Origin of the sequence: Pseudomonas sp. FSL W5-0299, assembly GCF_005930655.1 — a bacterium.
Lineage (GTDB): Bacteria > Pseudomonadota > Gammaproteobacteria > Pseudomonadales > Pseudomonadaceae > Aquipseudomonas > Aquipseudomonas mandelii.
Map to the genome: position 1 here is coordinate 28,464 of NZ_RXHX01000028.1, position 15,952 is coordinate 44,415.

The 15,952-nt window shown below is 60.4% G+C and carries 12 protein-coding genes; 9 read left to right on the forward strand and 3 right to left on the reverse strand.

Annotated elements, in window-relative coordinates; genetic code table 11:
- Window positions 1-121: 121 nt before the first annotated feature.
- Window positions 122-1,072, reverse strand: coding sequence for a DUF1853 family protein (locus tag FHL16_RS25575; protein WP_077749647.1), 951 nt, complete (start codon window positions 1,070-1,072; stop codon window positions 122-124).
- Between the two features lie 107 nt (window positions 1,073-1,179).
- On the opposite strand from FHL16_RS25575, the gene FHL16_RS25580 reads away from it, so the two are divergent.
- The 8 genes from FHL16_RS25580 to FHL16_RS25615 all read left to right on the forward strand — a co-directional run bounded on the left by FHL16_RS25580 (window position 1,180) and on the right by FHL16_RS25615 (window position 11,558).
- The gene (locus tag FHL16_RS25580; protein ID WP_010459816.1) at window positions 1,180-2,070 is read left to right on the forward strand and encodes an NAD(+) kinase; all 891 of its coding nucleotides are present in this window, start codon (window positions 1,180-1,182) and stop codon (window positions 2,068-2,070) included.
- The gene (locus FHL16_RS25585) at window positions 2,067-3,041 is read left to right on the forward strand and encodes a metallophosphoesterase (RefSeq protein WP_370654424.1); all 975 of its coding nucleotides are present in this window, start codon (window positions 2,067-2,069) and stop codon (window positions 3,039-3,041) included. The genes FHL16_RS25580 and FHL16_RS25585 overlap by 4 nt, the downstream gene beginning before the upstream one ends.
- Window positions 3,038-3,907 carry a rhomboid family intramembrane serine protease gene (locus FHL16_RS25590; protein ID WP_077749648.1) on the forward strand — a complete coding sequence of 290 codons (870 nt, stop codon included), beginning with the start codon at window positions 3,038-3,040 and terminating at the stop codon, window positions 3,905-3,907. The genes FHL16_RS25585 and FHL16_RS25590 overlap by 4 nt, the downstream gene beginning before the upstream one ends.
- Before the next feature lie 30 nt (window positions 3,908-3,937).
- On the forward strand, window positions 3,938-4,198 hold the full coding sequence (locus tag FHL16_RS25595; RefSeq protein WP_010459822.1) for a YeaC family protein: 261 nt from the start codon (window positions 3,938-3,940) through the stop codon (window positions 4,196-4,198).
- Window positions 4,195-5,025, forward strand: a complete 831-nt coding sequence (locus tag FHL16_RS25600) for a DUF2797 domain-containing protein (protein WP_042932108.1) — start codon at window positions 4,195-4,197, stop codon at window positions 5,023-5,025. The genes FHL16_RS25595 and FHL16_RS25600 overlap by 4 nt, the downstream gene beginning before the upstream one ends.
- 10 nt (window positions 5,026-5,035) lie before the next feature.
- Complete coding sequence (gene pepN / locus FHL16_RS25605; protein WP_077749649.1) at window positions 5,036-7,693, forward strand: aminopeptidase N; 2,658 nt, start codon at window positions 5,036-5,038, stop codon at window positions 7,691-7,693.
- A gap of 384 nt (window positions 7,694-8,077) precedes the next feature.
- Window positions 8,078-9,145 carry a WD40/YVTN/BNR-like repeat-containing protein gene (locus tag FHL16_RS25610; RefSeq protein WP_077749650.1) on the forward strand — a complete coding sequence of 356 codons (1,068 nt, stop codon included), beginning with the start codon at window positions 8,078-8,080 and terminating at the stop codon, window positions 9,143-9,145.
- A 28-nt stretch (window positions 9,146-9,173) separates the two neighbouring features.
- Entirely contained in the window at window positions 9,174-11,558 is a 2,385-nt protein-coding gene (locus FHL16_RS25615) for an efflux RND transporter permease subunit (protein WP_042932105.1), read from the forward strand.
- Between the two features lie 113 nt (window positions 11,559-11,671).
- Here FHL16_RS25615 and FHL16_RS25620 read toward each other — a convergent pair whose 3' ends face one another.
- A complete protein-coding gene (locus tag FHL16_RS25620) occupies window positions 11,672-12,391 on the reverse strand; it encodes a FadR/GntR family transcriptional regulator (RefSeq protein ID WP_010459832.1) in 720 nt (239 codons plus the stop codon).
- A 188-nt stretch (window positions 12,392-12,579) separates the two neighbouring features.
- On the reverse strand, window positions 12,580-14,316 hold the full coding sequence (locus tag FHL16_RS25625) for an IlvD/Edd family dehydratase (RefSeq protein WP_010459835.1): 1,737 nt from the start codon (window positions 14,314-14,316) through the stop codon (window positions 12,580-12,582).
- Window positions 14,317-14,509: 193 nt separating this feature from the next.
- On the opposite strand from FHL16_RS25625, the gene FHL16_RS25630 reads away from it, so the two are divergent.
- Window positions 14,510-15,832 carry an MFS transporter gene (locus FHL16_RS25630; protein WP_077749651.1) on the forward strand — a complete coding sequence of 441 codons (1,323 nt, stop codon included), beginning with the start codon at window positions 14,510-14,512 and terminating at the stop codon, window positions 15,830-15,832.
- The last annotated feature ends 120 nt before the right edge of the window (window positions 15,833-15,952 follow it).

Below are 15,952 nucleotides of genomic sequence, written 5' to 3' on the forward strand. Positions count from 1 at the left end.
GCTTCTTCGCGGGCAAGCCTCGCTCCTACAGGATTTATGACGAATGCAAATTCAGCGAACGATACAAAACCTGTAGTAGCGAGGCTTGCCCGCGAAGGGGCCAACCCAGGCACTACAAGTCTCAACCACTGCCCGGCACGTTCGGCCAAAGATCCGCCACCAGAAACAACCGTTCCGCTTCCTCCCAATCCCCATCCGCGTTCTCGATCAGGCGCACCATCAACTGCGCCGGGGCCAAAGGCTCCAGGTCACTGAGCCATGCGTCCAGCTGCCCGGTGTTCCAGGTCTGTTCCGCCGGGTAATGCGCCGGCGCCAGCCACGCATGGCGGGGCAGGGGTTGCCAGCGGCCGAACGGGCGCTGCACGACAAAGTCCGCCCAGTCTTTCTGATGCAGCCAGCTGCCGCGCAGATGCTGTGGATGGGCACCGTGGGGGGGCTCGGCTTGTCCTGGCCACGGATACAGCAGATAACCGCCCAGCCACAGATGCGCGCTGAACTGCTGAATATCCAGCGCCGCCAGCACCTCGCGACTCTCGGGGCGGGCGGAAATCGGCAGTTGGTGTTGCGTCAGATGCGCCAGTTTGCGGTCCAGTCGATCATGACAACCTGGTCCGAGCCACTGCGCCGTGTCCTGTCCGTCACCATTCTGCGGCCCCAGATACAGCTTGATCGCCAGTTCCAGATGATGCACGCCGTCGCGGTCGCGCAACAGCATGTCCAGCTCGCCCAAGGTGTGGCCTTCGCGGCGGATCGGCATGTTGGCGGCAATCAACTCGATACCCGGCGCATGGCGCACGGCGTATTGCCACAAGCGTTCGTAATACAGGCCCAGTCGCCGGGTCCTGGCCTGCGCCAGCCAGTGCAGCAAGTCGTAACTGTCGCGGTCGAGTTGCTTCAGCCAGCGTTCCAGCTGCTCAGGTGCCTGCACCCAGTCGCTGCCGGCCAGCGGATGGCGTTGCGGCCACGGAGTGGTGTCGAGCATCGGCGGCGCGAGGATGACCCAGGCAAGGTCGCGCACCTCGGGGTGGCGCAACTGGTGGGGTAACTGGAGCAAATCGGGAAATAGGATCATCTTGCGAGCATAGCTCTAAACATGAGTACACCCTTGTGGCTGAAAGGATTTTGTCTATCCCGCGCTTTCGCCCATAATCGTGTTTTTCACCGTCGCGCAGGAACCCCATGGAGCAATTTCGTAATATCGGCATCATCGGTCGCCTGGGCAGTTCGCAGGTGCTGGATACCGTCCGCCGACTGAAACGGTTTCTGCTTGATCGTCACCTGCACGTGATTCTCGAAGACACCATCGCCGAAGTCCTGCCCGGTCATGGCCTGCAAACCTCGTCTCGCAAGATGCTCGGCGAAGTCTGTGACATGGTGATTGTGGTCGGCGGTGACGGCAGCCTGCTTGGCGCCGCGCGTGCCTTGGCCCGACACAATATTCCGGTGCTCGGCATCAACCGGGGCAGCCTCGGTTTCCTGACCGACATTCGCCCGGATGAACTGGAAGTCAAAGTCGCCGAAGTGCTCGATGGCCATTACCTGGTGGAAAACCGCTTCCTGCTGCAAGCCGAAGTCCGGCGCCATGCCGAGGCCATCGGCCAGGGCGATGCGCTGAACGACGTGGTCCTGCACCCGGGCAAATCGACGCGGATGATCGAATTCGAGTTGTACATCGACGGCCAGTTCGTCTGCAGCCAGAAGGCCGACGGCCTGATCGTCGCAACGCCCACCGGTTCGACCGCCTATGCGTTGTCGGCGGGCGGGCCGATCATGCATCCCAAGCTCGACGCTATTGTGATTGTGCCGATGTACCCCCATACCTTGTCGGGCAGGCCAATTGTGGTCGATGGCAACAGTGAGCTGAAAATCGTCGTGTCCAAAGATATGCAGATTTACCCGCAAGTCTCCTGTGACGGGCAGAACCATTTCACCTGCGCGCCGGGCGACACCATCACCATCAGCAAAAAAGCCCAGAAACTGCGGCTGATCCACCCGCTCGACCACAACTACTATGAGGTCTGCCGGACCAAGCTTGGCTGGGGCAGCCGGTTGGGTGGTGGAGGCGACTGATGCTCGATCCCGCGCGTAGCTACGACCTGATCGGTGACGTGCACGGTTGCGCTCTGACCCTTGAGCACTTGCTCGACCGGCTCGGTTATCACAAACAAGGTGGCGTCTGGCGGCATCCATCGCGCATGGCGGTGTTCGTCGGCGACATCATCGACCGCGGCCCGCGGATTCGCGAGGCGCTGCATATCGTCCACGACATGGTCGAGGCCGGTCAGGCGCTGTGCATCATGGGCAACCATGAATTCAACGCCCTCGGCTGGGCCACGCCGGCGCCGCCAGGCAGCGGCAAGCAGTTCGTGCGCGAACACACGCCACGCCATGCGCGCCTGCTCGGTGAAACCCTGACGCAATTTGAACATCACCCCGGCGACTGGCATGACTTCCAGCAATGGTTTTACGAACTGCCATTGTTTGTGGATGCCGGGCGTTTCCGCGTGGTGCACGCCTGCTGGGATGCCGGCCTGATCGAGCCGCTGCGCGCACTGTTCCCCGATGGCTGCGTCGACGAACATTTCCTCCAGGCCTCGGCCGTGCCGGGCAGTTTCGCCTGCACCGTGTTCGATCGTTTGCTGCGCGGGACCGACATGCGCCTGCCCCACGGGCTGACCATGACCAGCGGCGATGGCCTGACGCGTTCGTTCTTCCGCACCAAATTCTGGGAAGACGACCCGCAAACCTACGGAGACATTGTGTTCCAGCCCGACGCCTTGCCCGAACCCGTCGCCCAGACGCCCCTGTCGTCCACCGAAAAAAATACCTTGCTGCGTTACGGCGTCGATGAGCCGCTGTTGTTCGTTGGCCATTACTGGCGCAGCGGCAAACCGGCGCCGATCCGTCCGAACCTGGCCTGCCTGGATTACAGCGCGGTGCTCTACGGCAAACTGGTTGCCTATCGCCTGGATCAGGAAACCCGCCTCGACCCGCACAAGTTTGTCTGGGTCGATGTCGAGCGGCCGGAGGTGTTGCGATGACTACCGTTGCTGTTTTACGCCTGCCGCTGGCCGTGGATTTGAGCGGGTTCGTCAAACTGCTGCAACGCATGCAGGTGCCGCATCGGGTCAGCGAAGAGTCCGGTGAACAGGTGCTGTGGGTGCCGGCCAATATCAGCGAAGACGTCCGTTCCTTATATGAACGTTTCCCGGCGGGCGACCCTGATCAGCAGCTGGACATTCCGGTCGCGCAAACCACCAGGCGGCCTGGTTTCGTCGAGCAGCTGCGTCATGCCAAGGCAACCGGCTTGGTGTTGCTGCTGAGCCTGATCGTCGGTGCGGTGACGCTGCTGGGGGAAAACCTCGACACGCTGCGTTGGCTGACCTTCCTCGATTTTCGTATCGTTGGCGAGTACATCCATTTTGTGCCCTTGGCCGACAGCCTGGCGGCGGGGCAGTGGTGGCGTCTGGTGACGCCGATGCTGATCCACTTCGGCATCCTGCACCTGGCCATGAACGGCATGTGGTATTGGGAGCTGGGGCGGCGCATCGAGTCGCGTCAGGGCAGCATCAACCTGATCGGCTTGACCTTGCTTTTCAGCCTGGTGTCGAACTACGCCCAGTTTGTTTTCAGTGGCCCGACCCTGTTCGGCGGGTTGTCCGGGGTGCTTTACGGCCTGCTCGGGCATTGCTGGATTTTCCAGATATTGTCGCCGAACCCGGCATATCGCCTGCCGCGCGGCGTGCTGGTGATGATGCTGGTGTGGCTGGTGCTGTGCCTGTCGGGCCTGGTCTCGATGATCGGTTTCGGTGAAATCGCCAACGCAGCCCATGTCAGCGGGTTGCTCGTCGGATGCTTGACCGGTTTGTTGGGCGGTTTGTACAACCGCCGTAAACTGGCCGTCTAATCAGTTATGTATTAAAGAGCGGAGCCCTTGATGTCCTCTTTTAACGAAATGATTCAAAACATCACCCCCGATATCTACCAGAGCCTGAAGCTGGCGGTGGAGATCGGCAAATGGTCCGACGGTGGCAAACTCACCGCCGAACAACGTGAATTGTCGCTGCAAGCGATGATCGCCTGGGAAATCCAGAACCTGCCCGAGGAAGAGCGTACCGGCTACATGGGCCCGCAGGAATGCAGCTCGAAGTCGATCAGCGTGCCGAACATCCTGTTCAAGTCGGATGCCATCCATTGATTGAGATTGGCCGTGGTGCAATCAGCAAAATGTCGGCGCGCCTTGACGGGCCGAACGTGCAGTACGCGTTTCGTCTGGATGACGTCGAGGTGCCGGTCAATCCCTTGATCGGCAGCACGGTGCGTCTGGAATATCTGGGGGCGATTCATTGCACCCATTGCGGGCGCAAGACCAAAACCAGTTTCAGCCAGGGGTATTGCTACCCGTGCATGACCAAACTGGCGCAGTGCGACCTCTGCATCATGAGCCCGGAGCGTTGCCACTACGACGCTGGCACCTGCCGTGAGCCGGAGTGGGGCGAGAAGTTCTGCATGACCGATCACATTGTGTATTTGTCGAATTCGTCCGGGGTGAAAGTCGGGATTACCCGCGCCACCCAGCTGCCGACTCGCTGGATCGACCAGGGCGCCCGTCAGGCGTTGCCGATCATGCGCGTTTCGACCCGCCAGCAATCGGGGTTTGTCGAAGATTTGTTCCGCAGTCAGGTGGCAGACAAGACCAACTGGCGTGCTTTACTCAAGGGCGACGCGGTGTCGGTGAACCTGGCCGAGGTTCGCGATCAGTTGTTCGACAGCTGCGCCGAAGGGTTGCAAGGTTTGCAGGAACGATTCGGCCTACAAGCAATCCAGACCATTGCCGACGTAGAAACCCTCGAAATCCGCTATCCGGTCGAGCAATACCCGGCCAAAATCGTCAGCTTCAACCTGGACAAGAATCCGATTGCCGAAGGCACGTTGTTGGGGATCAAGGGCCAATACCTGATTTTCGACACCGGCGTCATCAATATTCGTAAATACACGGCTTATCAGCTCGCCGTGCATCAGTAAGGACTCCAGCATGCGCACCGAACAACCGAAGATGATCTATTTGAAAGACTATCAGGCGCCCGAGTACCTGATCGACGAGACGCACCTGACCTTCGAGTTGTTCGAGGACCACAGCCTGGTCCATGCGCAACTGGTGATGCGCCGCAATCCCGAGCGCGGCCCGGGCCTGCCGCCGCTGGTGCTGGACGGCCAGCAACTCGAGCTGCTGTCGGTCACCGTGGCTGACCGCGAGCTGAGCGACGCTGATTATCAGCTGACGGAAAACCACCTGACCCTGCACCCGACCAGCACCACCTTCACGGTCGATACCAGCGTCAAGATCCACCCGGAAACCAACACCGCCCTGGAAGGTTTGTATAAATCCGGCACGATGTTCTGCACCCAGTGCGAGGCCGAAGGCTTCCGCAAGATCACCTATTACCTCGACCGCCCGGACGTGATGAGCACGTTCACCACCACGGTCATTGCCGAGCAGCATAGCTATCCGGTGTTGCTGTCCAACGGCAATCCGATTGCCTCCGGTCCCGGCGAAGACGGCCGGCACTGGGCGACCTGGGAAGACCCATTCAAGAAACCGGCGTACCTGTTCGCACTGGTGGCCGGTGACTTGTGGTGCGTCGAAGACAGCTTCACCACCATGAGCGAACGCTCGGTGGCGCTGCGCATTTACGTCGAGCCGGAAAACATCGACAAGTGCCAGCACGCGATGAACAGCCTCAAGAAGTCGATGCGCTGGGACGAAGAGGTCTACGGTCGCGAGTACGATCTGGACATCTTCATGATCGTCGCGGTCAACGACTTCAACATGGGCGCCATGGAGAACAAGGGCCTCAACATCTTCAACTCCAGCGCCGTACTGGCCCGCGCCGAAACCGCCACCGATGCCGCGCACCAGCGTGTCGAGGCGATCGTCGCGCACGAGTACTTCCACAACTGGTCGGGCAACCGCGTGACCTGCCGCGACTGGTTCCAGTTGTCGCTCAAGGAAGGCTTCACCGTGTTCCGTGATTCGGGCTTCTCCGCCGACATGAACTCGGCCACCGTGAAACGCATCCAGGACGTGGCTTACCTGCGTACTCACCAGTTCGCTGAAGACGCAGGCCCCATGGCTCACGCCGTGCGCCCGGACAGCTTCATCGAGATTTCCAATTTCTATACCCTGACCGTGTACGAAAAGGGTTCGGAAGTGGTCGGCATGATCCACACCTTGCTCGGCGCCGAAGGCTTCCGCAAAGGCAGCGACCTGTATTTCGAACGCCATGACGGCCAGGCCGTGACCTGCGACGACTTCATCAAAGCCATGGAAGATGCCAACGGTGTCGACCTGACCCAGTTCAAGCGCTGGTACAGCCAGGCCGGTACCCCGCGTCTGGCGGTGAGCGAGTCCTACGACGCCGCCGCGAAAACCTACAGCCTGACTTTCCGCCAAAGCTGCCCGGCGACCCCGGACAAGGTGGGAAAACTGCCGTTCGTGATTCCTGTGGAATTGGGCCTGCTTGACTCGAAAGGGGCGGCCATTGCGTTGCGTCTTTCCGGTGAAGCCCAGACGCAGGGTACTTCGCGGGTGATCTCGGTGACCGAAGCGGAGCAGACCTTCACCTTCGTCGACATCGCTGAACAGCCGCTGCCTTCATTACTGCGCGGCTTCTCGGCGCCAGTCAAACTGAGCTTCCCGTACAATCGCGATCAACTGATGTTCCTGATGCAGCACGACAGCGACGGTTTCAACCGCTGGGATGCCGGTCAGCAATTGTCGGTTCAGGTGCTGCAAGAGCTGATCACTCAGCAGCAAAAGGGCGAAGCACTGGTGCTGGATCAACGTCTGGTTTCTGCTCTGCGCACCGTGCTGTCCGACGAGACGCTGGATCAGGCGATGGTTGCGGAAATGCTCTCGCTGCCGGGTGAGGCGTATCTGACCGAAATCAGTGACGTGGCTGACGTCGACGCCATCCATATCGCTCGCGAGTTTGCCCGCAAGCAATTGGCTGAAGGTTTGTTCGAGGCGCTGTGGTTGCGTTATCAGGCAAACCGCGATCTGTCGAAGAAAACCCCGTATGTGGCCGAGGCCGAGCATTTCGCCCGTCGTGCCTTGCAGAACATCGCGCTGTCGTACCTGATGCTCAGCGGCAAGCCGGAAGTGTTGGCGGCGACGCTGGAACAATTCGAGACCAGCGACAACATGACCGAACGCCTGACCGCGCTGGCGGTGTTGGTCAATTCGCCGTTTGAAGAGCAGAAGGCCTTGGCGCTGGCGAGTTTTGCCGAGCACTTCAAGGACAATCCGCTGGTCATGGATCAGTGGTTCAGTGTCCAGGCGGGCAGCACGTTGCCCGGTGGTCTGGAGCGCGTTCGTCAGTTGATGGAGCATCCGGCGTTCAACATCAAGAACCCGAACAAGGTGCGGGCATTGGTCGGCGCGTTTGCCGGGCAGAACCTGATCAACTTCCATGCGGCGGACGGTTCCGGGTATCGCTTCCTGGCGGATCTGGTGATCGAGTTGAATGGCTTCAACCCGCAGATCGCTTCCCGCCAGTTGGCGCCGCTGACTCGCTGGCGCAAATACGACGACGCCCGTCAGGCGTTGATGAAAGGCGAGCTGGAGCGGATTCGTGCTTCGGGTCAGCTGTCCAGCGATGTGTTTGAAGTGGTCAGCAAAAGCCTGGCTTGATCCCTGTTCCGCGGAGTACCTGATCGTTCCCACGCTCTGCGTGGGAATGCATCCCGTGACGCTCCGCGCACAGCCTCTACAGCGGACGCAGAGCGTCCATGGCGGCCTTCCCACGCTGAGTGGGAACGATCTTCACGATCTTGTTTAACATCACCCCTCCGAATGCCTCCCCATTCATCCGCACCCGCTATCGCTCCAGTTAACAAAACATAACGTGGCGTCGATTGTCAGACCTTTCCAAACCCCGATAGGATAAGCCAGCTTCCGAAGGGGCTCTAGATTGCGCATTTCAGGACTATGCTCCAGAACAGGCAATCCCGATGAGCACCCCTTACGGCGCCCTGAAAGGTTGAACGACCTAACAATAATAATGGGGGAAGGTCTATGAGTGAGCCTGTCATGGGTGTGGGTATCTGCCGCCCGCCGGCATTACGCAAGTTCGCGTTGCTGGCCACAGCGCTCTCGCTGTTGGGTTGTGCCGTGCTGTCGGCACCTGCGGTGGCCGCTGCGGCGCCAGCGTCCGACACTGTTTATGCCGTTGAATCTGCCAAAGCCAGCAAGAGCCTGATGCTCGACGTCGTGCACGTCGGCAAGCGCCTGGTGGCTGTTGGTGATCGCGGGCACATTCTGTATTCCGATGACCAAGGTGCAACCTGGACCCAGGCCAAAGTGCCGACCCGGCAATTGTTGACGTCGGTGTTTTTCGCCGATGACCAACACGGCTGGGCCGTCGGCCATGACGCTCAGATCCTCGCCAGCGAGGACGGTGGCGCCACCTGGACCAAGCAATTCGAAGATTTGAAACGCGAATCGCCGCTGCTCGACGTCTGGTTCCAGGACGTCAACAGCGGCTTTGCCGTGGGCGCCTACGGTGCGTTGCTGACCACCACCGACGGTGGCAAGCACTGGGAAGATGCCAGTGATCGCCTCGACAACGAAGACCAGTACCACCTCAACGGCATTGCGGCGGTCAAGGATGCCGGGCTGTTCATCGTCGGCGAGCAGGGCAGCATGTTCCGCTCCGCCGACTGGGGCCAGACCTGGGAAAAACTGGAAGGTCCATACGAAGGTTCGCTGTTCGGCGTGATCGGCACCGCTCAGGCCAACACACTGCTGGCCTACGGATTGCGGGGCAATCTGTTCCGCTCGACCGATTTCGGCACGACCTGGGAACCGGTCGAACTCAAGGCTGCTCGCGGTGCGCTGGAGTTCGGTCTGTCCGGCGCGACGCTGCTCGACGACGGCTCCATTGTCATCGTCGGCAACGGCGGCTCGGTGATCCGCAGCAACGATAACGGCGAAACCTTCAGCGTGTTCAACCGCCCGGATCGCATTTCCGTTTCGGCGGTGACCGCAGCAGGCAACGGCAATCTGATTCTGGCAGGACAGGGTGGCGTTCGCGTCACCACGCCAACCGGCGCAGAGAATGGCAAAAACGGGTCGTCCAAATGAGCCGGGCAAATAATAAGAAGGCGGGTCTATGACATCCTTGAGCAGTCATCACCAAGACAAGGCGACGTTTCTGGAACGCCTGATTTTCAACAACCGCCCGGCAGTGATCGTCATCTGCCTGCTGGTCAGCATCTTCCTGTTCTGGCAGGCGACGCTGATCCGGCCGTCCACCAGTTTCGAAAAAATGATCCCCCTGGATCATCCCTTCATTCAAAAGATGATGGAGCACCGCAACGATCTGGCGAACCTGGGCAACACGGTGCGCATTTCCGTGGAAGCCACCGACGGTGACATATTCTCCAAGGAATACATGGAGACCCTGCGTCAGATCAACGACGAAGTGTTCTACATTTCCGGCGTCGACCGTTCTGGCCTCAAGTCGCTGTGGAGCCCGAGCGTGCGCTGGACCGAGGTGACGGAGGAGGGCTTTGCCGGTGGCGAAGTGATCCCGCAGAGCTATAACGGCTCCCAGCAAAGCCTCGACCTGCTTCGCAACAACGTGCTCAAGTCCGGTCAGGTCGGGCGCCTGGTGGCCAACGACTTCAAGTCGAGCATCGTCGACATCCCGCTGCTGGAGTCCTACCCGGACCCGCAGGATCAGGGCAAGTTGCTGGCGCTGGACTACCGCAAGTTCTCCCACGAGCTGGAAGAAAAGATCCGCGACAAGTTTGAAGCGCAGAACCCTAACGTGCAGATCCACATCGTCGGTTTCGCCAAGAAGGTCGGCGACCTGATCGATGGCCTGGTCATGGTGGTGATGTTCTTCGGCGTCGCCTTCGTCATCACCCTGATCCTGCTGTACTGGTTCACCAACTGCATGCGCAGCACCGTGGCGGTGTTGAGTACGACGCTGGTGGCGGTGGTCTGGCAGTTGGGGTTGATGCACTTTTTCGGTTTCGGGCTTGATCCGTATTCGATGCTGGTGCCGTTCCTGATCTTCGCCATCGGTATTTCCCACGGCGTACAGAAGATCAACGGGATCGCCTTGCAGTCCAGCGAAGCCGACAACGCCTTGACCGCCGCACGCCGCACGTTCCGCCAGTTGTTCCTGCCAGGGATGATCGCGATCCTTGCGGACGCGGTGGGCTTCATCACCCTGTTGATCATCGACATCGGTGTGATTCGTGAACTGGCCATCGGTGCTTCCATCGGTGTCGCGGTGATCGTGTTCACCAACCTGATCCTGCTGCCGGTCGCCATCTCCTATGTCGGCATCAGCAAGCGCGCTGTCGAACGCAGCAAGAAAGACGCGCACCGCGAACACCCGTTCTGGCGCCTGCTGTCGAGCTTTGCCAGCCCGAAAGTCGCACCGGTGTCGATCGTCCTGGCCTTGCTGGCCTTCGGCGGCGGCCTCTGGTACAGCCAGAACCTGAAAATCGGCGACCTCGACCAGGGTGCCCCGGAACTGCGGCCGGACTCGCGTTACAACAAGGACAACAACTTCATCATCAGCAACTACTCGACCAGCTCCGACGTATTGGTGGTGATGGTCAAGACCAAGTCCGAAGGTTGCTCGCGCTACGAAGCCATGGCGCCGATCGACGAACTGATGTGGAAGATGCAGAACACCGAGGGCGTGCAGTCGGCGATCTCCCTGGTGACCGTGTCCAAGCAGATGATCAAGGGCATGAACGAGGGCAACCTGAAATGGGAAACCCTGTCGCGTAACCCGGACGTACTGAACAACTCCATTGCCCGTGCCGATGGCTTGTACAACAACAGTTGCTCCCTGGCGCCGGTACTGGTGTTCCTCAACGACCACAAGGCCGCCACCCTGGATCGCGCCGTGCATGCGGTGCAGGACTTCGCCAAGGAAAACAACAAGGACGGCCTGGAGTTCATCCTCGCGGCGGGTAACGCCGGTATCGAGGCGGCGACCAACGAGGTGATCAAGGAATCCGAGCTGACCATCCTGATCCTCGTTTACATCTGCGTCGCGACCATGTGCATGATCACCTTCCGTTCCTGGGCGGCGACCTTGTGCATCGTGCTGCCGCTGGTGCTGACCTCGGTACTCGGCAACGCCCTGATGGCCTTCATGGGCATCGGCGTGAAAGTCGCGACCCTGCCGGTCGTGGCGCTGGGGGTGGGGATTGGCGTGGACTACGGCATCTACATCTATAGCCGTCTGGAAAGCTTCCTGCGTGCAGGCCTGCCGTTGCAAGAAGCCTACTACCAGACGCTCAAGTCCACTGGTAAAGCCGTGCTGTTCACCGGCCTGTGCCTGGCGATCGGTGTGTGCACCTGGATCTTCTCGGCCATCAAGTTCCAGGCCGACATGGGCCTGATGCTGACCTTCATGCTGCTCTGGAACATGTTCGGCGCGCTTTGGCTGCTGCCGGCGCTGGCTCGCTTCCTGATCAAGCCGGAGAAACTGGCGGGGCAGAAGGGCAATTCGTTGTTCGCTCACTGATCCCTGGCTGAAATAGAAAAGCCGCAACCTGGGTTGCGGCTTTTTTTCATCTGGGGATTAACACAACCCTTTGCAGGAGCCGGCTTGCTGGCTCCTAAAAAGGATCGCGTTGGTTATGAGGGATCTGTGCCGAGCACGACGTTCAGCGCACTGCGCGCATCGTCGAGCTGAACGAGGGTCGCATGCCGCGCACCCAGCGCATCGCGGTTCTCGATCGCCGTCAGGATCGCCTTGTGTCGGGGCAGCGCCAGTTCATGCAGGTTCGGCCGCTGGTTGGAATGTTTCAGCGCTTCAGCAATCGCCACCGACAGCATGTTGCACAGGTTGGCCAGCAGATCGTTGTGGGTCGCATCGGCGATGCGGCTGTGAAAATCCAGGTCCGGCTGCAACAGCGCTTCCGGCGTCGGTGCGGCTTCCATGCGCTGGTAGGCTTCACCGATGGAGGCGATGTCTGCGTCGGTCGCGAACTGCGCGGCGAGGGCGGCGGCAGCGGGTTCGATGATGCTGCGCACGCTGGTCAGCAACTCGAAAAATTCATTCTGCGGGCTGCTTTGCATCAGCCAGTGCAGCACATCCGGATCGAGCATGTGCCATTCCTTGCGCTGCTTGACCACGGTGCCGACCCGAGGACGGGAATACACCAGGCCTTTGGCAACCAGCACGCGGGTGGCTTCGCGCAGCACCGGGCGGCTGACCGCGTACTCCTCGCACAGCAGGGCTTCGGCGGGCAGTTTGTCGCACGGTTTGAAGCGCCCGGAAACGATCTGCATGCCCAATTCCTGGACGATGCGCGAGTGCATGCTTTTGCGGTCGGAGGGTTTGCGGTAATCCATGGGGAACGGCGCGATCCTGTGCGATGGAGATGCCGCGCATGATAGCAGGCGCGGACCCGGTCCTGAATCAGATGAAGAGCCAATGTGGAAGTGAGCCTGCACGCGATAGCGGTCGTTCAGTCAACATCAATGTTGAATGTTCGACCTCTATCGCGAGCAGGCTCGCTCCTACAGGGGGATTGATGTGATCAGTGAGAGTGGCGCGGGACTTCGGAACCGCGGCAGCCAACCAGGAAGTCGAAATCGCAGCCCTGATCCGCTTGCAGCACATGGTCGATGTACAGCTGACGATAACCGCCCACGATCAGATTTTGCGGCGGTTGCAGATCCGCCATGCGCGCAGCCAGTTCAGCATCCGGGATGTCCAGGTGCAAACGCCCGTTGGCGCAATCCAGTTCGATCCAGTCGCCTTCCTTCACTGTCGCCAGAGGCCCGCCGGCCGCTGCTTCCGGGGCCACGTGCAAAACCACGGTGCCATACGCCGTGCCGCTCATGCGTGCGTCGGAAATGCGCACCATGTCCGTCACGCCCTGGGCCAGCAGCTTGGCCGGCAAGCCCATGTTGCCGACTTCGGCCATGCCCGGATAACCCTTCGGCCCGCAGTTCTTCATCACCAGAATCGAGTTGGCATCGACGTCCAGGTCCGGATCGTTGATCCGCGCCTTGTACATGTCGAAGTTCTCGAACACCACCGCACGCCCGCGATGCTGCATCAATTCGGCACTGGCCGCGGATGGCTTGAGCACTGCACCGAGGGGCGCGAGGTTACCGCGCAATACGCAAATGCCGCCGTCGGCGCGGATCGGGTTGTCGAGGGTGCGGATCACTTCGTCCTGGCCGTAGATCGGCGCGTCCTTGGTGTTCTCGCCCAGGGTTTTGCCGTTGACGGTCAAGGCGTTCGGGTTGGGGATCAGGTTAGCTTCACCGAGGCGACGCAATACCGCTGGCAGGCCGCCGGCGTAGTAGAACTCTTCCATCAGGAAGCGCCCGGACGGTTGCAGGTCGACAATGGTCGGCATGCCGCGACCGATGCGGGTCCAGTCATCCAGGTCCAGCTCGACGCCGATACGACCGGCGATGGCTTTCAAGTGGATCACGGCGTTGGTCGAGCCGCCGATGGCGGCGTTCACGCGGATGGCGTTTTCGAAGGCTTCCTTGGTCAGGATCTTCGACAGCCGCAGATCTTCACGGACCATCTCCACCGCGCGCATGCCGGACATGTGCGCCAACACATAACGCCGCGCATCCACCGCGGGAATCGCCGCGTTGTGGGGCAGGGACGTGCCCAGTGCTTCGGCCATGCAGGCCATGGTCGACGCCGTGCCCATGGTGTTGCAGGTGCCGGCCGAACGGGACATGCCACCCTCGGCCGCGAGGAAATCGTCAATCGTGATGGTGCCAGCTTTGACTTGTTCGCTGAGCTGCCAGACCACGGTGCCGGAGCCAATGTCCTGGCCTTTGTGCTTGCCGTTGAGCATCGGCCCGCCGGTAACGACGATGGCCGGCACGTCGCAACTGGCCGCGCCCATCAGCAGCGCCGGGGTGGTTTTGTCGCAACCGGTCAGCAGGACCACGCCATCAATCGGGTTGCCACGAATCGCTTCTTCAACGTCCATGCTTGCCAGGTTGCGGGTGAGCATGGCGGTAGGGCGCAGGTTCGATTCGCCATTGGAGAACACCGGGAATTCCACCGGAAAACCACCGGCCTCGATCACCCCGCGTTTGACATGCTCCGCGATCTGGCGGAAATGCGCGTTGCACGGGGTCAGTTCCGACCAGGTGTTGCAGATGCCGATGATCGGCTTGCCGTGGAACTGGTGGTCGGCGATGCCCTGATTTTTCATCCAGCTGCGGTACATGAAGCCGTTCTTGTCAGCGGTGCCAAACCATTGGGCGGAGCGCAGGTTGGGTTTTTTATCGGACATGATCGATTCTCTTATTGTATGACTATATTGTTCGAGCTAAGGCGTAACATAAGCGCAATTTCGCCGGTTTGGAAGTGTTGTTGGTTAATTAGTAATACTATATAGTCGCTTTCAACGGAGGGATTGCCCTGGCGGTTTTCAGCGAGAGGCGTCCCCCGAGGTTCTATAACAACAACAATCGGAGACCGATCTCATGAGCCAGGAACTGCGGCTTGTTCGTCGCATTACGCTGAAACTGATTCCCTTCCTGATCCTGCTGTACCTGATCGCCTATGTGGATCGCTCCGCCGTAGGTTTCGCCAAGCTGCACATGGGCGCCGACATTGGCCTGGGTGACGCAGCCTATGGCCTCGGTGCAGGGTTGTTCTTCATTGGCTACTTCCTGCTGGAGATCCCCAGCAACCTGATGCTCGATCGCTTCGGTGCCCGACGCTGGTTCGCGCGAATCATGGTCACCTGGGGCGCCATCACCATCGGCATGGCGTTCGTCCAAGGGCCGCACAGCTTCTATGTCATGCGCTTTCTGCTCGGCGCGGCCGAAGCCGGGTTTTTCCCGGGCGTTCTCTACTACATCACCCAATGGTTCCCGGTTCGTCATCGCGGCAAGATCCTTGGCCTGTTCATTCTTTCCCAGCCCATCGCGATGATGATCACCGGCCCGGTGTCTGGCGGCTTGCTCGGCATGGACGGCATCCTTGGTCTGCACGGGTGGCAGTGGCTGTTCATCGTCATCGGCACCCCGGCGATCCTGCTGACCTGGCCGGTACTGCGTTACCTGCCGGACGGGCCCCAGCAAGTGAAATGGATGGACCAGGCCGAGAAAGACTGGCTGACCGGCGAGCTGAAAAAGGACCTGGAGGCCTACGGCCAGACCCGTCATGGCAATCCTCTGCACGCCCTGAAAGACAAACGCGTGTTGCTGCTGGCGCTGTTTTATCTGCCGGTGACCTTGAGCATTTATGGCCTGGGCCTGTGGCTGCCGACGTTGATCAAACAGTTTGGTGGTACGGACCTGGTGACCGGTTTCGTGTCATCGGTGCCCTACATCTTCGGGATCATCGGGCTGCTGATCATTCCGCGCAGTTCCGACCGCCTGAATGATCGTTACGGTCACCTCGCCGTGCTTTACGTGCTGGGCGCCATCGGGCTGTTCCTCAGCGCCTGGCTGACGGTGCCTGTGCTGCAACTTGCGGCGTTGTGCCTGGTGGCGTTTGCGCTGTTTTCCTGCACCGCAGTGTTCTGGACCTTGCCCGGTCGTTTCTTCGCTGGCGCCAGTGCGGCGGCCGGGATCGCGTTGATCAACTCGGTGGGCAACCTGGGCGGCTACATTGGCCCGTTCGTGATCGGTGCACTGAAGGAGTACACCGGCAACCTGGCGTCGGGGCTGTACTTCCTGTCGGGGGTGATGGTGTTCGGGCTGGTGTTGACCGGCGTGGTCTATCGGTTACTGGAGCGCAAGCATGTGCTGGCGGCCGACCAGTTCGCGGCCAGTGCTCGCGGCGCGACTCGCACCTGAGAGATCACACAAATGCCCTGTGGGAGCGAGCCTGCTCGCGAAGGCGGAGTGTCAGTCGGTAATGATTTTGGATTTGACGGCCTCATCGCGAGCAGGCTCGCCCCCACAGGGTGCAATGCC